The 21,194-nt window shown below is 67.7% G+C and carries 20 protein-coding genes; 8 read left to right on the top strand and 12 right to left on the bottom strand.

The features are described from left to right. Nucleotides 1-77: 77 nt before the first annotated feature. Genes AC07PZ_RS13885 through AC07PZ_RS13865 form a run of 5 tightly spaced genes read right to left on the bottom strand, consistent with a single transcriptional unit; the run spans nt 78 to nt 4,962 of the window. Nucleotides 78-968, bottom strand: a complete 891-nt coding sequence (locus AC07PZ_RS13885) for a ribokinase (RefSeq protein ID WP_495295677.1) — start codon at nt 966-968, stop codon at nt 78-80. Between the two features lie 14 nt (nt 969-982). Next, nucleotides 983-1,924: a nucleoside hydrolase gene (locus tag AC07PZ_RS13880; protein WP_495295676.1), complete on the bottom strand. Its 942-nt coding sequence runs from the start codon at nt 1,922-1,924 to the stop codon at nt 983-985. Between the two features lie 43 nt (nt 1,925-1,967). After that, the gene (locus tag AC07PZ_RS13875; RefSeq protein WP_495295675.1) at nt 1,968-2,795 is read right to left on the bottom strand and encodes a carbohydrate ABC transporter permease; all 828 of its coding nucleotides are present in this window, start codon (nt 2,793-2,795) and stop codon (nt 1,968-1,970) included. Then, nucleotides 2,795-3,652 carry a carbohydrate ABC transporter permease gene (locus tag AC07PZ_RS13870; protein ID WP_495295674.1) on the bottom strand — a complete coding sequence of 286 codons (858 nt, stop codon included), beginning with the start codon at nt 3,650-3,652 and terminating at the stop codon, nt 2,795-2,797. Before AC07PZ_RS13870 ends, AC07PZ_RS13875 begins: the two co-directional genes overlap by 1 nt. A gap of 35 nt (nt 3,653-3,687) precedes the next feature. Continuing rightward, the gene (locus tag AC07PZ_RS13865) at nt 3,688-4,962 is read right to left on the bottom strand and encodes a sugar ABC transporter substrate-binding protein (RefSeq protein WP_495295673.1); all 1,275 of its coding nucleotides are present in this window, start codon (nt 4,960-4,962) and stop codon (nt 3,688-3,690) included. 286 nt (nt 4,963-5,248) lie between these two features. Between AC07PZ_RS13865 and AC07PZ_RS13860 the strand changes: the two genes are divergently transcribed. Continuing rightward, a complete protein-coding gene (locus AC07PZ_RS13860; RefSeq protein WP_495295672.1) occupies nt 5,249-6,319 on the top strand; it encodes an ABC transporter ATP-binding protein in 1,071 nt (356 codons plus the stop codon). 48 nt (nt 6,320-6,367) lie between these two features. Beyond that, nucleotides 6,368-7,396: a LacI family DNA-binding transcriptional regulator gene (locus tag AC07PZ_RS13855; RefSeq protein WP_495295671.1), complete on the top strand. Its 1,029-nt coding sequence runs from the start codon at nt 6,368-6,370 to the stop codon at nt 7,394-7,396. 61 nt (nt 7,397-7,457) lie between these two features. Here AC07PZ_RS13855 and AC07PZ_RS13850 read toward each other — a convergent pair whose 3' ends face one another. Next, the gene (locus tag AC07PZ_RS13850; protein ID WP_495295670.1) at nt 7,458-8,375 is read right to left on the bottom strand and encodes a LysR family transcriptional regulator; all 918 of its coding nucleotides are present in this window, start codon (nt 8,373-8,375) and stop codon (nt 7,458-7,460) included. Nucleotides 8,376-8,491: 116 nt separating this feature from the next. Between AC07PZ_RS13850 and AC07PZ_RS13845 the strand changes: the two genes are divergently transcribed. Then, nucleotides 8,492-9,331 (top strand): dioxygenase family protein, encoded by an 840-nt coding sequence (locus tag AC07PZ_RS13845; protein ID WP_495295669.1) that lies wholly within the window; start codon nt 8,492-8,494, stop codon nt 9,329-9,331. A gap of 35 nt (nt 9,332-9,366) precedes the next feature. After that, nucleotides 9,367-9,990 carry an esterase gene (ypfH, locus tag AC07PZ_RS13840; protein ID WP_495295668.1) on the top strand — a complete coding sequence of 208 codons (624 nt, stop codon included), beginning with the start codon at nt 9,367-9,369 and terminating at the stop codon, nt 9,988-9,990. A 155-nt stretch (nt 9,991-10,145) separates the two neighbouring features. On the opposite strand, the gene AC07PZ_RS13835 is transcribed toward ypfH, so the two are convergent. Then, the gene (locus tag AC07PZ_RS13835) at nt 10,146-10,943 is read right to left on the bottom strand and encodes a hypothetical protein (RefSeq protein WP_495295667.1); all 798 of its coding nucleotides are present in this window, start codon (nt 10,941-10,943) and stop codon (nt 10,146-10,148) included. An 88-nt stretch (nt 10,944-11,031) separates the two neighbouring features. Here AC07PZ_RS13835 and AC07PZ_RS13830 point away from each other — a divergent pair, with 88 nt between their 5' ends. Next, nucleotides 11,032-11,160, top strand: a complete 129-nt coding sequence (locus AC07PZ_RS13830; protein ID WP_495295666.1) for a hypothetical protein — start codon at nt 11,032-11,034, stop codon at nt 11,158-11,160. Here the strand turns inward: AC07PZ_RS13830 and AC07PZ_RS13825 are convergent. The 3 genes from AC07PZ_RS13825 to AC07PZ_RS13815 form a co-directional block, all read right to left on the bottom strand. Continuing rightward, nucleotides 11,157-13,007: an AI-2E family transporter gene (locus AC07PZ_RS13825; RefSeq protein ID WP_495295665.1), complete on the bottom strand. Its 1,851-nt coding sequence runs from the start codon at nt 13,005-13,007 to the stop codon at nt 11,157-11,159. The genes AC07PZ_RS13830 and AC07PZ_RS13825 overlap by 4 nt on opposite strands. A gap of 128 nt (nt 13,008-13,135) precedes the next feature. Continuing rightward, nucleotides 13,136-14,329 carry a serine hydrolase domain-containing protein gene (locus AC07PZ_RS13820; RefSeq protein WP_495295664.1) on the bottom strand — a complete coding sequence of 398 codons (1,194 nt, stop codon included), beginning with the start codon at nt 14,327-14,329 and terminating at the stop codon, nt 13,136-13,138. Next, entirely contained in the window at nt 14,322-15,317 is a 996-nt protein-coding gene (locus AC07PZ_RS13815; protein ID WP_495295663.1) for a Bug family tripartite tricarboxylate transporter substrate binding protein, read from the bottom strand. The genes AC07PZ_RS13820 and AC07PZ_RS13815 overlap by 8 nt, the downstream gene beginning before the upstream one ends. A gap of 168 nt (nt 15,318-15,485) precedes the next feature. Here AC07PZ_RS13815 and AC07PZ_RS13810 point away from each other — a divergent pair, with 168 nt between their 5' ends. From AC07PZ_RS13810 to AC07PZ_RS13800, 3 genes are all read left to right on the top strand, one after another. Then, a complete protein-coding gene (locus AC07PZ_RS13810) occupies nt 15,486-16,394 on the top strand; it encodes a LysR family transcriptional regulator (protein WP_495295662.1) in 909 nt (302 codons plus the stop codon). Between the two features lie 93 nt (nt 16,395-16,487). After that, a complete protein-coding gene (locus AC07PZ_RS13805; RefSeq protein WP_495295661.1) occupies nt 16,488-17,072 on the top strand; it encodes a putative pterin-binding protein in 585 nt (194 codons plus the stop codon). Between the two features lie 20 nt (nt 17,073-17,092). Further along, nucleotides 17,093-18,991 (top strand): putative bifunctional diguanylate cyclase/phosphodiesterase, encoded by a 1,899-nt coding sequence (locus AC07PZ_RS13800; protein WP_495295660.1) that lies wholly within the window; start codon nt 17,093-17,095, stop codon nt 18,989-18,991. Here AC07PZ_RS13800 and AC07PZ_RS13795 read toward each other — a convergent pair. Together AC07PZ_RS13795 and AC07PZ_RS13790 are read right to left on the bottom strand one after the other, a co-directional pair. After that, nucleotides 18,978-20,612, bottom strand: a complete 1,635-nt coding sequence (locus tag AC07PZ_RS13795; protein WP_495295659.1) for a GMC family oxidoreductase — start codon at nt 20,610-20,612, stop codon at nt 18,978-18,980. The two genes, AC07PZ_RS13800 and AC07PZ_RS13795, sit on opposite strands and share 14 nt — an antisense overlap. After that, nucleotides 20,609-21,187, bottom strand: coding sequence for a sugar dehydrogenase complex small subunit (locus AC07PZ_RS13790; protein ID WP_495295658.1), 579 nt, complete (start codon nt 21,185-21,187; stop codon nt 20,609-20,611). The genes AC07PZ_RS13795 and AC07PZ_RS13790 overlap by 4 nt, the downstream gene beginning before the upstream one ends. Between the last annotated feature and the right edge of the window lie 7 nt (nt 21,188-21,194).

The raw sequence follows: 21,194 nt of genomic DNA, 5'->3' as shown, positions 1-21,194 counted from the left end.
CGTGGCGAGTGGCAAGAGGGGCCGAAGAGACCTAAGAGGTCGGACCGGTTGATCCAGCCTCCGCGCCGGTCGGCCGTTCAGGCCGTCGCCGGCTCCCATGCGTCGATGTCGGCCGACCACGGCAGGCTCGACTGGCTGCCGCTGCGGGTGCAGGCCAGCGCGGCGGCCTTGCTCGCGCGTTGCATCGCATCGCGCAGCGTGTCGCCGCGGTCCAGCGCGGCGGCCAGCACGCCGACGAAGCAGTCGCCTGCCGCCGTGGTGTCCACGGCCGTGATCGGGTGGGCCGGCACGAAGCAGTCGCCGTCGGCCGTGGCGGCCTCGGCGCCGCGCTCGCCCAGCGTCCGGAGCACGTCGATGCCCAGTGTCTCGTGCAGCGCGCGTGCGCCGTCGCCGCAACCGAGCCAGCCGGCCACCGCGCGGGCCTCGCTCTCGTTCACGACCAGCAGGCTGCACAGCCGCAGCGCGGCCGGGTCGAGCCGGATGGCCGGTGCCAGGTTCAGGATGGTCCGCACGCCGGCCGCATGGGCGCGGGCGAGCAGCGCGGCCACTTCGGCTGGCCGGCTCTCCATTTGCAGCAGCAGCCAGTCGGCGCGGCCGAGCAGCTCGGCATCGACCTGGTCGGCCGCCGCCTCGCCATTCGCGCCCAGCGCCACCGCGATCTGGTTGCGGCCCTGCGCATCGACCAGGATCGACGCACAGCCCGTGTCCAGGGTCGCGGACTTGATGCGGCTCATGTCGACGCCGCAGGCCGCCAGCTGGCCGACCGCGACGTGCTGCAGCGGATCGGCACCGACCGCGCCGACCATCGCGACCTCGGCGCCGTCGCGCGCCGCGGCCACCGCCTGGTTCGCACCCTTGCCGCCTGCCTCCATCCTGAATCTCTTCGCGAGCAGCGTTTCACCCGGCGCGGGCGATACGTCCAGCTCGAAGATGAGGTCGGCATTCAGCGAGCCGAAGATCACGATCATTGGCGGTTCCGTTCTCAGGCGGCCGTGCCGGCCGTCGTCGCCTGCGTCAGCTTCTGGATGAAGTCGCGCAGGATCGCGTCGCGCTGCAGGTGCGTCACGTAGCGCATCAGGTGGCGGCTACGGTCGACGCTGAAGGTGATCTGGTCGGTGAGGATTGGCGTCGGCACCAGCACGCTCGGCGTCCAGTCGGCGTTCAGCAGCCAGGCGACGGCGACCATGTCCCAGATGACCTTGGACCAGCCGATGGGCGACAGTTGCCGTTCGTGCGCGAGTTCGGCGAAGCGCATCGCCAGGAACTCGCCGATGCGTCCGTGCGGGCGGATGTGCTGGTCGATCTCGGGGATCGTGCTGTGGAAGTGCGACACCACGCCCATGCAGGGCACGAGCACCAGCGGCACGCCGGAGTCGAACAGCACCTGCGCACCGCCCACGTCCTGCTTGAGGTTGAACTCGACCTGGTGCGGCCATTCGAGCGCGTGCCCGCCCAGCCAGATCACCACGACGCGGTCGATGATGTCCGGCGCCGCGAGCAGCGCGGACGCGATGTTGCTGATGGCCGCGATGGCGATCACATGGAGCGGCTCTTCCGGCGTGGCGCTGCGTGCGCGCGCGATCAGGTCGTCCACCGCGGGCGCGCTGCGCGCCTGCTTCTGCGGGCCGACGTACTCGGTCACGCCCTTGAACACCATGCCCTCGGGCGAGCGGTCCATGCGGTCGAGCAGGCGGCAGATCTCGTCGTGGCTCAGCTCCATGCCGTGGCCGGGGCTGTCCGAGCGCTCGTTGAAGAAGGGTGCGGCGTAGATCGCCTCCAGCTGGATGCGGTCCGGCGACAGCAGCGCCTGGACCACGGCGAACTGGTCGTCGATCTCGTTGTAGGTGTCGGTGTCCAGCACGGCGCGCATGCGGCCGGTGCGGGGCGTCAGCATGCGCAGGCGGTCTGCTTCCGAAAGGGTCACGGTTTTTCCGATCATGTGGTGGGAGTGAGGTGATGCGGCACGGTCATTCCTTGCCGCCGGTGGAAGCCACCGAGCTGGTGTAGTAGCGCTGCATGACGGTGAGGATCACCATCGGGATCAGCGAGATGAACAGCGCGCCGGCGAAGGTCAGGCCGTAGTTCACGTCGAACACGCTGGTGTACTGCGCGATGGCCACGGCCGCGACCTTGTAGTCGTTGGACGGCGCGATCAGCAGCGGCCACAGGTAGGCCTGCCACTGGAAGATGAACAGGATCAGCGCGCCGCTGACCAGCGCCGGGCGCGACAGCGGCAGGTAGATGCGCCAGAAGATCTGGAACCAGCCCATGCCGTCGACCTTGGCCGCATCGGACAGCTCGCGCGGGATGCCCGCGAAGAACTGGCGCAGCAGGAACACGGTGAGCCCGTTGCCGACGCCCGGCAGCACCAGGCCGGTGAAGCTGTCCTGCAGGCCGAGGTCGCGCAGCACGAAGTACAGCGGCGGCGCGATCGCGTCGAACGGGATCAGGAAGCTGATGATCATCGCGCCGAACACCACCGAACGGCCGCGGAACTCGATCACCGCCAGTGCGAAGGCGGCCGGTGCGCACACCAGCAGCCCGACCGCCACGGTGAGGAAGGACACCCACAGCGAGTTCAGGATGGCGCGGCCGAAGAAGCCGGTCCACAGCTCGGCAATGTTCTTGAAGGTGACGCGGTTCGGCAGCAGGGTCCAGACGCCGAGGTTCGAGATGTAGCGAAAGATGTCGTCTTCCGGACGCAGCGCACTGATGGCGATCCAGTACAGCGGCAGGAAGAACAGCAGCCCGAGTGCGGCGATCGCGAGCCGCTTGAACAGATGGCCGGCGAACATCAGCGTGCCTCCCGCGAATCGCTCATCAGCCGGAACTGCACCGACACGATGACCAGCACCAGGAGCACCAGCACGACGGTGGCCGCGGCGGCACTGCCGCGGTCGCCCTGCTCGAAGGCGCGCGTGTAGATGTCGTTCATGATCAGGTTGGTCGCGCCCTGCGGCCCGCCCTTGGTCAGGATCTGCACGGGCGCGAAGATCAGGAAGTTGGCGACCGTGTCGGCCACCAGCACGAAGGTCAGCGGCCGGCGCAACTGCGGCAGCGTCACGTAGCGGAAGCGCTGCCAGGCATTGGCGCCGTCGATCGTCACGGCTTCGTAGAGCGACTTCGGAATGTCCTGCAGGCCGGTGATGAGCATCGTCATCCAGTAGCCGACGCCGATCCAGCTGACCACCAGGATGATCGACAGGAAGGCCGGGTTCGGTTCCGTGAGAAAAGGCTGCGGCGCGATGCCGACCGCGGCAAGCAGCGAATTCAGCAGGCCGTCGGGCCGGTACGCCACGCCCCAGACCACGGCCGACACGCTCTGCGGGATCGCCACCGGCAGCAGGATCAGCGAGCGCCAGAAGCCCGTCATCGGCAGCTTGTTGTTCATCAGCAGCGCCAGGCCGAGCGCGACCGCGATCTGCAGCGGATTGACGATCACCGCGAACAGCAGCGTGGTGCGCAGCGTGTTCTGGAATTCGGGGTCGGTGAAGATGTAGACGTAGTTTTCCAGGCTGAAGCCGGTGGCGCCGGGCGCGATCAGCGAATCGCGAAGAGCCATGCCCGCCGGCCACAACCTCAGGACGGCGACGGCCGCCAGTGCCGGCGCCAGGAAGAGGAATGCGATCAGCGCATTGCGTCGTTGGAACATGGACTCTCCGGTCTCTGTCTTCTGCGGGCGATGGATCAGCGGATGCGCGACAGCGTCGACTTCAGCTGCGCCTGCGCCTTGTCCAGCGTCGCCTTCGGGTCGGCGCCGTTGCGGATGTCGCTGAAGGCGTTGTTCAGCACCTGCTCGAAGGCCAGGTAGCCGAGCGAGCGCGGGCGGCTGACGGTCGTGTTGGCCAGTTCATAGCTGATGACCTTGCGCACGGACGGGCCGACGTCGGGCTTGAGCCGGCTGGCGAAGGCGTCGATGTAGGGGCCGAAGGCTTCGTTGTTGGACGTGATGTACGGCGTGTACGTCGTGGTCAGGCCATTGCCGGTCGCGTTGAGCGTGATGAACTCGGCGAACAGCTTGGCCTCGGCCTTGTGGCCCGAGTACGGGTTGACGCCGATGGTCCACGAGTCGGTCGGCGTCGACGGCTTGCCGCCGGCGAAGTAGGGCACCAGCGCCACGCCGTAGTTCAGGCCCTGTGCGGCGTCGAAGGCGGCGATGTTCCAGGGGCCGGCGACGAAGAAGGCGGTCTCGCCCGCGGCGAAGCTGGCGGCCAGCTGGTTGATCGGGATGCCGCGCGGCGCCACGTTCTGCTCGAACAGCGAGGCGTAGAACTTCGAGGCTTCGATCCACTTCGCGTTGTTGACGTCCGGCTCCATGTTCTCCGGACCCTTCAGGCCGGTGCCGCCGCCGATCGAGGTGAACAGCGGCTCCAGCTGGTAGTAGCGGGTGATCTGTTCGAACATGAAGCCCCACTTGGCGCCCGAGGCCTGCGCCTTCTTGCCGAGATCGACGATCTGGGCGTAGGTGAGGCGGGCCTTTTCGTCGGTGCCCGGGTAGGCGATGCCGGCCTTGTCCAGCAGCGCCTTGTTGTAGAACATCATCTGGGTCGACGTCCACAGCGGCAGGGCGAACAGGTCGTTCTTGTGCGTCAGCACGCCATAGGCCTCCTTGCTCGTCACGGCCTTGGCGCGCGCCTGGAACTCGTTCAGGTTGAGCAGGTAGCCCTTGGTCGACAGCGCCGGAATGCGCGGGCTGTCGACCATGAAGACGTCGAGCCCCGGATCGCGCGCGCCGACGCGCGCTTCGATCTGCGGCGTCAGGCTGTCGAACGGAACCGTCTGGAAGTCGACCTTGATGTTCGGATGCGCCTTCTCGAAGGCGTCGATCGAAGGCTTGAAGACCTCGACCTTGTTCTGCGTCAGGAACCGGATGGTCACGGGTTCGGCAAGGGCCGCGCCCGACGCTGCAAGCGCCAGGACGCCGCTCGCGGCAACGATGGCCGCACGTTTGAGCATGTGCATGGAAGTCTCCATTGGATGATTGGGATCACGGGTCGTCCCGCGTTGCGGGCACGCGTTGGATTCGACACCTCGTCGCTGATGTGCACGCGTGTGCAGAATGTCTTCGCAGGCTGCTTCGATGTCAATACGGCCTAGGGTTTTCCCTCGTATATGGCTGACTGAAGAGAGGGTTTGCCGCTTGACCCGGGTTCGGCACGAATGCTAATCTGCACCCGCGTGCAGAATGCCGCATGTCCGCGGCTGGGCGCCTCGCGCCGGCCCTTCCTTCAGAGACAAGAGTTCCAAGATGTCCACCGTTGAGCTGCGTTCCTTCAAAAAGTCCTACGGCGCCGTCGACATCCTTCACGGGGTGAACCTGGCGATTGCCGAGGGCGAGTTCGTCGCTCTGGTCGGCCCGTCCGGCTGCGGCAAATCGACCATGCTGCGCATGATCGCGGGCCTCGAGGACATCACGTCCGGCGAGCTGCTGCTCGATGGCAAGGTCGTCAATACGCGCTCGCCCAAGGAGCGCAACATCGCGATGGTGTTCCAGAACTACGCGCTGTATCCGCACATGTCGGTGCGCGAGAACATCGGGCTGAACCTCAAGATCGCCGGCGTCGGCAAGGCCGAGGTGGCGGAACGCGTGACGGCGGTGTCCCGGCTGCTGAGCCTGGAGGACCTGCTGGACCGCCAGCCTTCGCAGCTGTCGGGCGGCCAGCGCCAGCGCGTGGCGATGGGTCGCGCGATCGTGCGCAATCCGGCCGCCTTCCTGTTCGACGAGCCGCTGTCGAATCTCGATGCCAAGCTGCGCGTGCAGATGCGCACCGAGATCAAGGCGCTGCACGCCAAGGTGCGGACCACCTCGATCTATGTCACCCATGACCAGGTCGAGGCGATGACCCTGGCCGACCGCGTGGTGGTGATGAACAAGGGCCGCATCGAACAGCAGGGCGCGCCGATCGACCTGTACGAGAACCCGATCAACATGTTCGTGGCCGGCTTCATCGGCTCGCCGTCGATGAACTTCCTGCGGGGCGTCGCCGGCGGCGATGGCGATGCGGCCTGGGTCGACCTGGGCAGTGGCATGCGCATCGACCTGGGCTCGCATGCCAAGGTCACGGCCGGGCGGCCGGTCGTGGTCGGCATCCGGCCCGAGCACCTGCAGATCGGCGCACCGGGCGTGCAGTTCGAGGGCATCGTCGACTTCGTCGAACCGACCGGCGCACAGACGCACGTCACCTTCACGGCCAAGGGGCTGACGCTGGCCTCGGTACAGAACGGCAACCCGGCACTGGCGGCCGGCCGGCCGGTGCGCATGGGCTGCGAGGTGGCGCAGCTCTACCTGTTCGACGGCACCACCGAAGCCCGGCTCTGAGCGCGGTATATTGGATTTCCCCCACCCGACAGAGATAGAGAAAGTCCGATGAGCGTGAAGAAGGCGGTTTCATCTTCCGATGTCGCTCGCCTTGCCGGCGTCTCCCGGTCGGCGGTGTCGCGCACCTTCACGCCGGGCGCCTATGTGTCCGATGAAACGCGCGCCAAGGTCATGGCGGCTGCGGAGGCGCTCAGCTACCGCCCCAATGCGATCGCGCGCAGCCTGAGCAAGAGCCAGAGCGGCTTGATCGGCATCGTGACGAGCAGCCTGGACAACCCCTTCTATGCGCGGCTGCTGAGCACGCTCGCCACGCTGCTGCAGGCGCAGGGCTACGGCATCCTGCTGGTGGTCGCCGACAACGCCAATTTCGACACCTTGATCGAGAGCCTCCTGGCCTACCAGGTGAACGGCGCGATCCTCACGACCGCGCCGCTGCGTTCGACCAGCGCGTTCGAGCTGCAGCGCTACGGCAAGCCGGTGGTGCTGGTCGACCGCTACCTGAACCAGGACCTGATCAGCTCGGTGTCGGGCGACAACCATGCCGGCAGCGCCGCGGTGGCCGACCTGCTGGTGCGCTGCGGGCATCAGCGCGTGGCGTTCCTGGGCGGTGACGAAGGCACGTCGAGCAGTCGCGACCGGCGCCACGGCTTCACGGATCGGCTCGCGCGGCACGGCATCGTGCTGTATGCGGAAGAGTCCGGTTTCTACAGCTACGAGCTGGGTGCCGTGGCGGCACGCAAGCTGCTCGCGCTGTCGCCGAAACCCGATGCGATCTTCTGCGCCAACGACGCGATGGCCGTTGCCGCCGTCGAAGTGGCGCGCGCCGAGTTCGGACTGCGCATACCCGAGGACATCGCGATCGTCGGCTACGACAACGCCGGCCCGGTCGGATGGCCGACCTACCAGCTGACGACCGTCGACCAGAACCTCGAAGAGATGGCGCAGGCCGCGATCGACCTGCTGGTGCGCAAGCTGGAGTCGGGCGACGTGTCGACCGAGCACCTGTCCGTTGCGCCGACGCTGGTGGAAAGGGCGACCACGCGCAAGGCGCCTGAGGTGGTCGGGAAGCCGGCCTGAGCTTGCGGCCCTTGCGCGCAACCGGTGCCGCAGTCGCCGGCTTCGCGCGCGGCCACGGCAGTCAGCCGCCATCCGCAGGCGCCGTCTGCCAAGGCGGCACCCGCATCGCCTCCACCAGAAAGTCCAACAGCCGACGCACCTTCAGAGGCAGCTGCTTGCGCGTCGGGTAGACGGCGCAGATGCTCAGTTCGGCTGCGCGGAAGCCCGGCATCAGCGCGACCAGCGTGCCGGCGCGAAGGTCGTCCTGCACGAGGAAGTCCGGCTGCAGGATCACGCCCTGGTGCGCCAGCGCCGCAGCGCGGCAGGTGTCGCCGTTGTTCGCCTGGATGCGCGCCCGCGTGCGGACGGCCACCTCGCCATCGGGGCCGGTGAAACGCCACAGATCTCCGGACGACCAATAGCTGTAAGAGACGACGTCGTGCCGCGCGAGCTCGTGCGGATGCGTGGGCGTGCCATGCGTGGCCAGGTAATGCGGCGACGCGCACAGCACCATGCGCGTGCTCGCCAGCGTGCGGCTGACGAGGTTGGAGTCGGACAGCCGTCCGATGCGCACCACCAGGTCGTAGCCTTCCTCGACCAGGTCGACGACCCGGTCCGACAGCACGATGTCCAGCGTGACCCGCGGGTTCTCCTGCGCGAAGCGCCCCCAGAGAGCGGCCAGGTGCAGTGCGCCGAAGGTCTGTGGCGCGCCGATGCGCAGGCGGCCCTGCGCCTGGCCGGCGCTGGAGCCGACCTCGGCTTCGGCGTCCTGCACGGCCTGGATCACCTCCTTGCACCGCTGGTAGTAGGTCTGGCCTTCATCGGTGAGGGACAGGCGGCGTGTCGTGCGCTGCAGCAGTCGCACGCCGAGATGCGCTTCCAGTTCGGTGACGTGGCGCGATACGGACGGCTTCGACAGCGCCATCGCATCGGCGGCGCCGACCAGGCTGCCGGCCTCCACCACCGCCGCAAAGGTCTTCATGGCTTGCAGGACATCCATAGTCTCGAATTTCAAAACAATATGTGCCGAGTATCTGGCTTTATCGACACGTGGATAACCAATACAGTGCGCGGTCCTGCTGTCACACCCGTCTTCCCCACGTCTCAAGGAGTCTCATGCGACTGCCCAGTCTTTTCCTCTCGCACGGCGCACCCACGTTCGCACTCGAACCCGGCCGGGCCGGCCCCTTGCTGAAAGCCGTCGGCGAGCGCATCCGCGCACTGCCTGGCGTGCGTGCCGTGCTCGTGGTGTCGCCGCATTGGCGCACGCGCGGCCTGCGCATCGGCGCGGCCGAGCGGCCGGAGACGATCCATGATTTCGGCGGTTTCCCCGCACCGCTTTACCGTCTGCAATACCCCGCCGCAGGCGCGCCCGATGTGGCGGAAGAGGTGGCCGCCCAGCTGGCGCAGGCCGGCCTCGCGGCGGGCTTGTCGAGCGGCCAGGGCCTGGACCATGGCGCGTGGGTTCCCCTGCTGCACATGCTGCCGGACGTGCCATTGCCGGTGCTGCAGCTGTCGCTGCCGATCGAGCTGCGTGCGGCCGATGCGCTCGCCCTGGGCCGCGCCCTGGCGCCCCTGCGCGACCGTGGCGTGCTGATCGTGGGCTCGGGCAGCCTCACGCACAACCTCTACGAGTTTCGCCAGTCCGAAACCGAGACACCGGAAGGCTACGTGCATGAATTCGTGCAGTGGGCGCGCCGTGCCGCCGTGGCCCATGACGATGCGGCGCTGGTCGACTTCCGCGGTGCGCCGCACAGCCACCGCGCCCATCCGTCCGACGACCACTACCTGCCGCTGCTGGTCGCGGCCGGCGCCAGCGGCGCGGGCGAACCGGTGGAGGTGATCGACGGCGGCGTGACCTACGGCGTGCTGTCGATGGAAGGCTATGTCTTCGGCGACCTGCAGTCCGCGCACGCCACCGAGCGGGCCACTGCCGCCGACACCCACGCCGCCTGAGCATCGTCCAGATACATCCCGATCAGGAAAACGCCATGTCCTTCGATTCCATCCTCGTTCAGCGCCCCGAGGGCGCCGCCACCCGACTCGTGCTGCTGATGCATGGCGTCGGCTCCGTGCCGCAATCCATGCTGGGCGTTGCGCGCTGGTTCGCCAGCCGCGACAGCGGCGCCTTCGTGGTGAGCGTCGCATCGCCAGAACCATCCGACATCTCGAACGGACTGCAATGGTTCTCGGTGCGCGGCGTGACCGAGGGAGGCCGCCAGCCCCGCGTGGACGCGGCCATGCCGCGCTTCATCGCCACGGTGCAGCACTGGCAACAGACGGCCGGCGTGGACGCGCAGCGCACCTGGATCGCCGGCTTCTCGCAGGGCGCGATCATGGCGCTCGAATCGACCCGGCTGCCCGCGGCGCCGGCGTCGCGCATCGTCGCCATCGCCGGTCGTTTCGCAACGCTGCCGGAGCGCCGGCCCGACGCGACCATCCATCTGCTGCATGGCACGGCCGACCCGGTGATGCCGGTGGCACTGGCGCAGGCCGCGCAGGCGAGGCTGTCGCAGCTGGGCGCCAGCGTCACGCTGGACATCGCACCGGGCGTCGGGCACGAGCCGAATCCCGTGCTGCTCGAGCTCCTGACCGTGCATCTGCCGCCGGGCTGAGCAGCTCTGATCGAGAGCTGGGTGATGGGTGATGCACCCCGCCGAATCCGACCTGATCAAGACCGGCCGGGGCGCGCTGTGTGCGCAGCTCCTGGGCCTGGGTTTTCAGCCCGCCACGCTTCGTGCGCGAGGGCCGGGGCCGGCGCGGCGGCCGGTCAGAAGCGCGCCTTGATGAAGGCGCTCGGCCCCTGCAGCTTGACGCGCAGGCGGGTGTCGATGTCGTCGTCCCGCTTCAGGTCGATGTCGCTGACGCCATAGGACAGGACCAGGCCGACGTTCTTGATGGGGAACCATTCGACCCCGAGCGCCGCGTTGTAGATGCTGCCGTGCAGCTTCCCACCGTTCTTCCAGACACCCGACGCATCCGCGAAAAGGCGCAGATCGGGGGTGATCGCATGGCGCACGCCGACCTCCAGCAGCGGCGCGATGGCGTCTTCGCTGGCGCTGGCCGCGTAGCTCGCCGACGCGCCGTTGACCGTTGCCGTCGCGCGCGCATCGAGATCGATGCGGTAGTAAGCCGCGCCAGCGCCCAGGCCGAGGACGGTGTTGCCCGAACCCAGCCACCATTTGTAGGCCAGCTTGCCGAACTCGAGCTGGGTCCGCAGGCTCGCGTCGGCGGAACCCGCGAACTGGTTCTGGCCCAGCGCGAAGCTGCCGTTGACGCTGTCCGAGTAGGTCCTGTCGTAGCGGTAGTAGTCGAACGAGAAGCCCTGGCTGTCGAACAGCAGCACGTCGATCGTCAGCCGCGGCATCGTGACGGCGTCGCGCTTGACGTTGCCTGAATCGAGCGTGCCGTAGGGCGTGTCGGCGCGCGCACCGAAGGTCGGCTCCGCATGGAAGCCACCCACCGAGATGCTCACGCGGTCGAGTGCGGGAGAAACCTGTGCGGCGGCCGGCGTGGCCGCGAAGCCGATGGCGACGAGCGAGGCGGCGAGCGCGGTGAGGCGGGTCACCGAGCGAGCGCGTGTTTCGGATCTACCGGATCTGTCGGCCTGGCCATGCGTCGTGGGCAGTGGCAGCAGTGCGGAAGGCGGCGGGTGCATGTTCTTCATCCTCTGTGTGGCTTGGGACGAGGAACATACATTCCAGAAGAATGTAGGGGCCGTCGGACAACCGCGCATCGTCCTGGGCGCGGCGATCCGCAACGGCCTGCAGGGAAGCTGCCGCTAGCTCGACTTCAGCCCCCGCAGGACGAGGGCCTCGGCCTCCAGGAAGGAATGCAGCACCAGGTCCACCTCGCCGCGGCAGGCCTCCTCCGGCGCCGCCGTGTCGTCGAGCGGCAGGCGCACGGTGGCCAGCACGGCCTGCGGCATCGACGCACGCAGCTGTGCCGCGGCGGAGCGCCACGCCTCCAGCGTCTCTGCGGTCGGATAGACCAGGAACAGCGTTCCGACCAGCGCCGACTTGTCCGACATCGACGGGTCCTGCGGCTGCTGGAGCGACACGCTGCGGGCGTCGACATCGTCCCGGCGGAGCGCCTGCACGAGAAGCTCGGTCAGCAGGTCGTCGCGCTCCGTGCCGAAGCCGGCGCACAGCACGACCGAACGCGAAGGCACGTCCAGCGAACCCTGCCACGGGCCGAGCCGCGATTCGCGGATCTGCCGGAGATGGGCGCCCACGTTCACCTCCGACAGCGAAACCGTGGAGCGCCGCCGCCGGGTGCGGCGGCCGAATTCGGCGCGTGCCAGGTTCTCGAGCAGGCGGAACATGATGGTCTTGATGCGCTCGCGCTGCCGATCGTCGATGCGTCCCGCGCGAAAGTCCGCCGCGGCGAGCGACAGGCCCGGCAGCAGCACGTGATCGCAGTACTTCGCGAAGCCGGCGCGGCGCAGGTAGGCGTGGGCGTCCTGGATGATCGCCGCCGGATTGCCCGACAGCGCGCGCTGGTAGAAGCGCTGTCCCGCATTGAGCCCTGGCGCCTCGGTCAGCAGGATGGCGAAAGGCTCCATGGCGCGCACGTGCCGGCCCACGACCACGATGCACAGCGTGAGCGGTGTCGACAGCAGCAGCCCGACCGGCCCCCACATGGCGCCCCAGAAAAGCGCCGAGACGATGACCGCGAGCGGCGCCAGTCCGGTGCTGTGGCCATAGACCTGCGGCTCGACGACGTGCGCCACCAGCAGCTCCAGCGCAGCGAAGAGGCCGAGGCTCCAGAGCAGCAGCGACCAGCCCGGATCGACGGCCGCCGCGAAGACCGCGATCAGCGCCGCCGCGGCAAGCACGCCCACGTAGGGAATGAAGCGAAGCAAGGCGCCGATGGAGCCCCACAGCGCTGCATGCGGCACGCCGATGAGCCACAGCCCCATCCCGACCACCACGCCGAAGGTGGCGTTGACGACGAACTGCGACAGGAAGAACCGGGACACGCCGTCCGCGGTCTCGCTCAGCGCCTGAACGGTCGGCCCCAGTTCGGCCACGCCGATCACCCGGATGAACCGGTCGCTGAGCGACTCGTGTTCGAGCAGGATGAAGATGAGCAGCACGAAGACGATGCCGGCCTCGCCCACCGGCCCCCAGACCGACGACAGCAGCCTCGACACGATGTCGCCGGCGGTCGGCGCGGACTGCCGTATCTGCACCGGCAGCGGCTCGTTCGGCAAGGTGGCGTTGGCGTTCGCCCGCGAACGGGGTGAGGAGGCGGCGGTGGCTGGAGCCGGCGCGTTCTGCGGCACGACGCCCTTGAGTTCGGCTTCGAGCCGTTCGAACGGGCGCACCGTGACCTCGCGGATCGACTCCACCTTGGACGTGATGGCCGCCTTGTACCGCGGGAAGTCCGCACCGACCGCGACCAGCTGCAGCGTCAGCACCGCGCTCATCCAGACGACGCAGACCGCCACGAGCACCACCGACACCAGCGTCGCCGGCGTGCGGCCCAGGCGGAGCCGGCCGAGCTTGCGCACCAGCGGCGCGATCACCAGGCTCAGCACACCGGCGATCGCGATCGGCCTGAGCACGTCCTGACCGAAATGCAGCAGCAGCAACAGGCAGGTCGCGGGCACGACCTTGCCGAGCGTCAAACGTTGGGAGGGAGAAGAAAGCGGCTTGTCCATGCGTGGCCTGAGGTCCGACCGCTCGCCATCGGGCGGTTTCCTCGTAGTGTGCCCGGAGCCGTCGGCCAGCGCGAACGCCGGCCGCCCCGTTGCACTCACATGCGGCCGACCGCCTCGATCAGACCGGCGAGTTCCGCATCCCGGTCATGTTCGACGGCGCTCAGGTAGCGCGGTTCGGGGTAGGCGGCGAGGTTCACCAACACGAGCCCGCGACGTCGATCGATGAACATGCGCTGCCCCGAATGTCCCATGGCCAGCACCGCGCCGTCGTCGCGAAGCCACCAGCCGAAGCCATAGCCCGTGATACCCAAGGCCTGGCGGTGGGTGGCGTTGAAGGTCGCCGGAATGTCGAATGCGCGCGCCGTCGCCAGGTCGACCCAGCCGGGCGGCAGCACCTGCGTGTCGCCGATCCTGCCGTCGTCGAGCACCAGCTGGGCGAAGCGGCCCATGTCGCGCAGCGTCATGCCGGCCCGGCTGCCGCCGATCTCCTGGCCGCCTTCGGACTCGAGTGTGTAGTAGGCATCGAACTCCATGCCGCATGGTTGCCAGATGCGGTCGGACATGTAGTCGGCGAGCGTGCCGCCCGTCGCGGCGCAGATCACCGCGCCCAGCAGGTAGGTGTCGCCGGTGTTGTAGTGCCATGCGGTACCGGGCGCGTGGGCCGATGGCCGTTCGCGCAGCATGGCGAGGACGCCGCCGGGCACCTTGTCCGCGAGCGACTTGCTGTAGCGGTTCACGTCGGAGTTCTTGTCGGTGTAGATCTCCGACCAGGCCACGCCGGACGACATCGTCATCAGGTGCCGCACGGTGGCCTGCGCGTAGCCCGAGCCGCCCAACTGCGGCATATAGCGCGTGAGCGGGTCGTCGATGCTGCCGATGGCGCCGTCCCGCAGGGCCGCGCCGACCAGCATCGAGGTCATCGACTTGACGGTCGACATGGTGCTCCAGCGGTCCTGCGGCTGAAGGCCGAGGCCGTAGCGTTCGAGCACGATCTGGCCGTGGCGGATCACCAGCAGTCCGGCCACGCTGTTGCGGTCCATGAAGGTCTCGACATCGCGTGCTTCGCCGTCGATCGACCAGCCCGGTTCGCAGGCCGGCCCGCGCGGCAGCGGGCGCGCGACCGGGCCGCGACGGATCGTGCGGGTGGCGAAGAGCCGGTCGACGATGCGGTAGCCATAGGCCTGCAGGCAGGGCGACCACAACAGGAAGTCTTCGCCGCGCGGGAGATGTTCTCGTGGCTCGGCCAGCGCGGTGGCCGGTGCGTCGGCGCGCAGCAGCGGCTCAGTCATTCTGGATGCCGAGACGACCGATGACCGGGCCCCAGACCGCGGCTTCGCGCTGCATGGTCTGCCGCACGGCGTCGGGCCCGAAAGCCGTCGGCGGGTCCATGTACAGCGCGTCCATCTGCGCCTTGATCGCGGGGTCGGCCCAGAATTTCCGCGTCTCGGCGTTGAGCAGGTCGATCACGTTGCGGGGCGTGCCCTTGGGCACCATGAGCCCGTACCAGCCGCCGGCCGGGAAGTCGGCAAGACCGGCTTCGTAGACCGTCGGCACCTGCGGCAGCGCCGCGGAGCGCTGTGCGCCGAAGACGACGATCGGCACCACCTTGCCGGCCTTGACCTGCGGCACCACGCTGGTGATGGCGTCGGCGGTCAGTTGGACCTCGCCGGCGACCAGGCCCATCATGGCCGGCGCCGCGCCCTTGTAGGGCACGTGGGTCATCTGGATGCCGTAGTGCTGCGCGAGGAACTCGACGTTGAGATGGGTGGAGTTGCCCTTGCCCGCCGAACCATAGTTGAGCTCGCCCGGCTTCGCCTTTGCCAGCTTCACCAGATCGTCGACCGAGCGGATGCCCGCCGCCGGATTGGCGATCAGCACCTGGCTGGTGCCGGCCAGCATCAGCACCGGGTCGAAGTCCTTCACCGGGTCATAGGAAAGCGTCTTGTACGAAAACGGGTTGAGCGACATGTTCGAGGTGCTTCCGAACAGCACCGTGTAGCCGTTGGCGGGCTGCTTGGCGACATAGCTCGCCGCCACGCTGCCGTTGGCGCCGGGCCGGTTGTCGACCACCACGGCCGTGCCGATCGACTTGCCGACCTGGCTACCCCAGGCGCGTGCCAATGCGTCGGCAGCCCCGCCTGCGGCCACCGGTACAACCACCGTGATCGGACGGGTCGGATAAGCCTGTTGCGCCCCGGCGGATGCGGCTGTGATGCCGGCGGCCAGGACAAGTGTGGACAGCGCAGGGCGGTGGGTCGTGAGGCTTGATAGGTGCATGGCGTACGGAAGAGACAAGAAGCGGGAGCGAAGGCCGGCTCGACGGTGCGTGGATGGAATGTACGAACGACCTCGCCGAGCGTCCAATGCATTGTTTTTTAAATTCCCATTACTCAGAATCATGCAAATGGCCTCCTCGGGCTTGACGCAAGCGGCATTGAAGACCTCATGAACCTCCAGCAACTCGACCATCTTCTTGCGCTGATAGAGACCGGCTCCTTCAGCCGCGCCGCCGAACAGGTACATCTCACCCAGCCGGCACTGAGCCGCAGCATCCAGTCTCTGGAAGAAGAGCTGGGTGCGCCGCTGATCGACCGGCTCGGCAAGCGCAAGGAGCTCACGCCGGTCGGCCGGCTGGTCGCATTGCGCGCACGCCGCATCCGGCTGGAGGTCTCCGAACTCAAGCGCAGCGTGCAGCTGCTGGCCGAGCTGGAAACCGGTTCGGTTCGCCTCGGGCTCGGTCCCGCGCCGGCGGCCATGCTGTCGGTGCCCCTGCTGCGGCACATGGTCGAGCGCTATCCGCGCATCCGCCTGCAACTGTTCGGCGGGCCACCCGAGCAGCAATTGCAGGCGCTGCGTGCGCGCTCGGCGGACGCCTTGGTGATGCACCGGCGCACTATTGCGCCGCACGACGATCTCGAGATCGAGTTCTTTCCGCAGATGCGGCTGGGCTTCGTCTGCCGGCGGGACCATCCGCTGCTGGCATTGAAGAAGATCGGCTTGTCGCAGCTGAAGGGCTTTCCGCTGGCGGCCAGCGGGCTGGGGCTGAGTGGTGAGATCGTGCAGGAGCTCGACGAGCACTTCGGTCGGCCCGCGCACCTCGCCGATGCGCTCCAGTTCCAGTCCGAAGAGCCGGCGTGCCTGATCGAGACCGTACGCAACAGCGATGCGATCTTCTTCGGGGTGCTCGAGGTCGCACGCACGCAGCTGGACGAGGGCTCGGTGGTCGAGCTGCCGCTCGTGCCCGCATTGAAGATCCGTTCGCAGTTTGCCTTCGTGACGCTCGAAGGCGCGAGCGAGTCCGCGGCCTTGAAGGTGGTGCGTGGCTTCTGTGCGGGTGCCATGCACGATCGATGATCGGCCTGTCCGTTGGTTGCAACTTGTGGCCGTATGCCTGGCGATTTTCGGGATCCGCAAAGATAGAATAATTCGAGATCAGACCCGTGTCGATTGCAGCCGACCACTGATCCGATTCCGGTTGGGCTGCTGGTGCGAGCGGACCTGGCCGTGTCCGTCCGCTGGGAGAATTCGATGATGCGCACTGTCAACCGGCGGGGTTTTCTCGCGCGGTGTTCCGGCCTCGTAGCGGGCTCTCTGGCGGTGCCTGCGCTTGCCGCTGCGCCGATCCTCACCGTGCGAGGTGCCATCGAAGGCGCCGATGCAGGCGGCAACCGGCGCTTCGATCTGGCGGCGTTGCAGGCCATGCCGCAGACCTCGTTCAAGACGGCGACGCCGTGGCAGAAACTGCCAGCCACCTACAGCGGCGTGGCGCTCGGCACATTCCTTTCATTGTTGAAAGCCAAGGGCACGAAGGTGCGGCTCCTCGCGCTCAACGACTACGCGGTGGTTGCCGACATCAAGGAGCTGGTCGGCAACGGCGCGCTCCTGGCGATCGCAAGGGACGGGGTCGCACTGCCGATCTCCGACAAGGGTCCGATCTTCGTCGTGTTCCCTTTCGACAGCGACGCAAAGCTGCGCACCGACAGCGTCTATCTTCATTCGGTCTGGCAACTGTGTCAGATCGACGTGCTGTAGTCCGGCCGCATCCTCGGCCCATGCGACGCTTCCGCAACGTACTCATCCTGACGGCGGTCGCACTGGTCGTTCTGGTCATCGCGGTGACGGTCACATTGGCCAATTACCTGATGTGGACTTCGCAATCGACGCGCTTCAACACCACGCTCGAGATCGGGCAGCTGTCCGCGGAGCTGTTCCGCTTCGAAGTCGCCGTCTCCGACCGCTTTCTCCGGGACTCCAGCACCAGCCAGGCCGAAGTCGACCTGCGGTACCAGATACTGCTCAATCGCCTGGCGGTCATCGACAACAGCGACACGTTCAGCGCCTTCGGGCATGTATCCGGCGGCACGGAGGAGTACGCGGCGATCAGTGCGGCGGTCGGGCGTGTGGGTACCGAGCTCGCGAACATGGACAACCCGGCCATCGCGCGGCAGGTCATGAACGAACTGCTGCCGCTCAATGGCCGCATGCTTCGCCTGGCGTCGAGCACGCAAAGCGTGCTGACCGACCGCATCGCGCAGAACCAGGGCAACCTGGGACGCGTCGTCGCGGTGGTGTCCGCCATGGTCGTGATGCTTCTTCTCGTCGGGCTGGCTCTCGTCGGCTTCGTGCTTCGCCTGAATCGGCGGTCGGACCACGACGCGCGCCACGACGCGTTGACGGGTGTGCTGAACCGGAACGGCTTCAACGCGGCCTTGGCGAGCCGCCCGGTGGCCGGTGCATGTGCCATCGTCCTGTTGGACGTCGATCATTTCAAGGACATCAACGACCGGCTGGGCCACGATGCCGGCGATCGCTTCCTGATCCAGTTTGCGGCCCGGACGTCGGCGGCCGTGCAGGGCTCGCAACTCTTCGCCCGGCTGGGCGGTGACGAGTTCGCGATCGTCTTCTTCGGCAAGGAGGTCGAGCGCCGCGCGGAGGCCTGCTGCGAGGAAATCGCCGAGGCGCTGGCGGTGCCGTTCGAGGTCGGCGACTTTCGGCTGAATGCGAGCGCCAGCATGGGCATCGCGGTGAAGACCTGCGGAGATTCGGAGGACCCCGCCATGTTGCTGAAGGGCGCCGACATCGCGCTCTATGCGGCCAAGGGCGCCGGACGCGCCTGCCACCGCACCTTCGACCCGGTCATGCGCGACCTTGCCCTGCGCGAGCAGAGCCTGCGTCGAGGGCTGATCGGCGCCCTGCCGCGCGCGGAGTTCACCTTGCGCTTCCAGCCGATCGTCGAGATCAGCGACGGCAAGACCGTCGGCTTCGAGGCGCTGCTTCGGTGGATGCACGCCGACATGGGACAGGTGTCGCCGGCCGAGTTCATCCCCGTGGCGGAAAGCAGCGGGCAGATCGTCGCGATGGGGCGCTGGGTGATCGAGGAAGCCCTGCGCGCGGCAGCGGATTGGCCCGACGACATCTTCATCTCGATCAACCTGTCCGCGCGGCAGTTCACCGACGCGACGCTGGGCGAGTTCGTCGAACGGTCGATCACGCGCTTCGGCGTCGCGTCGCAGCGCATCGTGTTCGAGATCACCGAGAGCGTGCTGGTGCACAACGAGGCCGCCTTCATCATCGCCGGCCTGCGTCGGCTCGGCGTGCAGATCGCGCTGGACGATTTTGGAACGGGCTTCGCGTCGCTGAGCTACCTGCGCCGGTTCGAGTTCGACAAGATCAAGATCGACCAGTCCTTCATTCGCGCGGAGCATGACGATCCGCGCAACGCGGTGATCGTGCGCGCCATCTGCGAGTTGGCGGACGACCTCGACCTGGAGGTCATCGCCGAAGGCGTCGAGACGCCGGCGCAGCGCGCGTTCTCGCAAGCGGTGGGTTGCCGCTATGCGCAGGGCTTCCTGTTCAGCCGGCCGCTGCAGGCGGTCGACTGCGCCGACCGCTGGTCGACGACGGCCGCTGCCGGGCCGCAGGTTCAGCCGCCGCCGCTCAGATCTCCTTGATCAGCGTCTCGGCGATCCGCACGCTCAGGGCAGCGCCCGTGAGGGTCGGGTTCATGCACGACGCCGAGGGCATGACGCCGGTGCCCGCGATGAACAGGTTCGGATGGTCGTGCGTGCGGCAGTCGCGGTCGACCACCGAGTTCTTCGGATCGTCGCCCATGATGGTCGTGCCCATGATGTGCTGGCGGTCCTGGTGCTTGGTGTCGACGTTCAGGACGTCGGCATTCATCAACTGCGCCATGCGCGCCAGGTCCTTCAGCGCGAAGTCCCGGCCGGCGTTCCAGTAGTCGTTCACGCTGTAGTAGATCTCGGGCACGGGCAGGCCGATGCCGTCCTTCTTCGTCTTGCTGGGGACGATGCGGTTCTGCGGTTGCGCTTCGGTCTCGAAGTCGACGGCCACGTTGAGCGAGCGTGCCGACTGGCGGCGGATCTCCGCGTCGAGCTTGCTGCCCAGCACGCCCTTGGCGAGCAGCGACGAGGCGATCTGCGAGCTCGGCACGGTGTTGCGGAACTTGGTCTTGTAGCTCGGGATGTCCTTGCGGAACTCGCCGTCGCGGTAGTTCAGGTACACCAGCAGCTCGGTCGGACCCTGGCCCGGCCAGACGTCCTCGTTCATCATGATGTTCATGCTGATGCCGGTATGGCCCATCAGGTTGCGGCCGACCTGGTCCGACGAGTTGGCGATGCCGTTCGGGTACTTCTCCGAGGTCGACATCAGCAGCAGCTTCGGCCCTTCGATCGCATACGCGGCGAGCACGAAGTGGCGCGCCGTCAGTCGGTGCGAGCTGCCGTCGGGCTTCTTGTAGAGCACCGCCGTGATCTTGCCGTCGTCGCCGGCCTCGATCTTGTAGACCACCGCGTTGTCCAGCAGCTTGGCACCGGCGCGTTCGGCTTCGTCGATGTGCATCGAGCCGTCGTACTTGGCGCCGATCGGGCAGACCGGGTTGCAGTTGTTGTTGCCGGCGCAGACCGGGCGGTTGCCGTAGGGGCGCGTTGCGCGGCCATGCGGCTCGATCACCGGGTTGTAGCCGCCGGGCGCGAGCATCTCGGCCGCACGCGTCATGAAGTACGGCTCGTTCAGGCCCTTCATCGGAAAGGGCCTGGAGCGCGGGGGCCAGGCGGGGCCGCCATGGCCGCTCTCGTCCTGGCCGTCGACGCCCGACACGCCCAGCTCGGCCTCGGCCTCGCAGTAATAGGGTTCGAGTTCGTCGTAGCTGATCGGCCAGTCGCGGCCGCGGCCGTAGAGCGTCTTCAGCTTGAAGTCGTTCGGAATCATCCGCCACAGCGCCGAGCCGAAGTGCCAGGTGGTGCCACCGACCACCCGCAGGTACTTGGTCGGGTACGACACCGGGCCGACCTGCTGCAGGTAGTTGCCGTAGGTCGACGGAATGTGCGGCGGGTTGGGGAAGGGCGACCCGGAGCCCTGGGCCTTCATGTTCGCCAGCGACAGCTTGACCGGCGAATTGCGGTAGGTCTCGACGATGTCGGCGCGCTTCACCCGCGGGCCGGCTTCCAGGATGATCACCGACTTGCCCGCCTTCGCGAGTCGGTTGGCGATCACGCCGCCCATCACGCCCGACCCGATCACGATCAGGTCCGCATCAAACTCTTTGCCGCTCATCGTTGCATCTCTTTATTCGGCGTCGTCGACAGGTTGGCCGGCTTCTCGCCCCACGAGTTGGGGCCGCCGCCGTAGCTGGGAATGACCAGGACATCGGCCGTCGGCCGGTACATCAGCGCGTCGGCGTAGCTGACCAGCTCGACGTCGGTGTCGTTGTTGACGATGCCGAGGTACCAGGCCGAGACGATCTGCGTGATGGTCTTGCGCAGGGGGTCGCTCAGGTCCGGACGGGCCAGCAGTTCGTCGATGTGGGATGCCTTGGCATCGTTCACGTAGCGCTGCAGCTCGGCCGCGGCAGCGGCGAACTTCGGATCGAGGCGCGCCAGCGACGCCTGGTAGCGCGTGGCGAGCCCGGCCGCGAGCGGCTGGCCGCCGGTGAGGAACTCCGACAGCCGGAGGAACTCGGTCGACGCGGCGTCCGCCGCAAAGGCGTTGGTGGTGCCGAGGACCGTGGTGCCGCCGATGGCGAGCACCGCGCCCGCCGCCACGGCGGTGCCGAGGAGCGCGCGGCGCGAGATCGGGAACGCGACGGGAAAGACGTTGGCGGTGCGGTCCGCGGTCGTGGGGTTCGACATGGTCGGT

The sequence above is a fragment of the Variovorax sp. GW821-FHT10B04 genome (assembly GCF_059415645.1).
This window is presented reverse-complemented; position numbering and strand designations above follow the sequence as displayed.

What these genes read in the sequence shown, in the direction of transcription:
- AC07PZ_RS13885 (WP_495295677.1), bottom strand. Translation starts at nt 968, where the DNA reads ATGATCGTGATCTTCGGCTCGCTGAATGCCGACCTCATCTTCGAGCTG.
- AC07PZ_RS13875 (WP_495295675.1), bottom strand. Translation starts at nt 2,795, where the DNA reads ATGTTCGCCGGCCATCTGTTCAAGCGGCTCGCGATCGCCGCACTCGGG.
- AC07PZ_RS13870 (WP_495295674.1), bottom strand. Translation starts at nt 3,652, where the DNA reads ATGTTCCAACGACGCAATGCGCTGATCGCATTCCTCTTCCTGGCGCCG.
- AC07PZ_RS13865 (WP_495295673.1), bottom strand. Translation starts at nt 4,962, where the DNA reads ATGCACATGCTCAAACGTGCGGCCATCGTTGCCGCGAGCGGCGTCCTG.
- AC07PZ_RS13860 (WP_495295672.1), top strand. Translation starts at nt 5,249, where the DNA reads ATGTCCACCGTTGAGCTGCGTTCCTTCAAAAAGTCCTACGGCGCCGTC.
- AC07PZ_RS13855 (WP_495295671.1), top strand. Translation starts at nt 6,368, where the DNA reads ATGAGCGTGAAGAAGGCGGTTTCATCTTCCGATGTCGCTCGCCTTGCC.
- AC07PZ_RS13850 (WP_495295670.1), bottom strand. Translation starts at nt 8,375, where the DNA reads ATGGATGTCCTGCAAGCCATGAAGACCTTTGCGGCGGTGGTGGAGGCC.
- AC07PZ_RS13845 (WP_495295669.1), top strand. Translation starts at nt 8,492, where the DNA reads ATGCGACTGCCCAGTCTTTTCCTCTCGCACGGCGCACCCACGTTCGCA.
- ypfH (WP_495295668.1), top strand. Translation starts at nt 9,367, where the DNA reads ATGTCCTTCGATTCCATCCTCGTTCAGCGCCCCGAGGGCGCCGCCACC.
- AC07PZ_RS13830 (WP_495295666.1), top strand. Translation starts at nt 11,032, where the DNA reads ATGTTCTTCATCCTCTGTGTGGCTTGGGACGAGGAACATACATTCCAG.
- AC07PZ_RS13820 (WP_495295664.1), bottom strand. Translation starts at nt 14,329, where the DNA reads ATGACTGAGCCGCTGCTGCGCGCCGACGCACCGGCCACCGCGCTGGCC.
- AC07PZ_RS13815 (WP_495295663.1), bottom strand. Translation starts at nt 15,317, where the DNA reads ATGCACCTATCAAGCCTCACGACCCACCGCCCTGCGCTGTCCACACTT.
- AC07PZ_RS13810 (WP_495295662.1), top strand. Translation starts at nt 15,486, where the DNA reads ATGAACCTCCAGCAACTCGACCATCTTCTTGCGCTGATAGAGACCGGC.
- AC07PZ_RS13800 (WP_495295660.1), top strand. Translation starts at nt 17,093, where the DNA reads ATGCGACGCTTCCGCAACGTACTCATCCTGACGGCGGTCGCACTGGTC.
- AC07PZ_RS13795 (WP_495295659.1), bottom strand. Translation starts at nt 20,612, where the DNA reads ATGAGCGGCAAAGAGTTTGATGCGGACCTGATCGTGATCGGGTCGGGC.
- AC07PZ_RS13790 (WP_495295658.1), bottom strand. Translation starts at nt 21,187, where the DNA reads ATGTCGAACCCCACGACCGCGGACCGCACCGCCAACGTCTTTCCCGTC.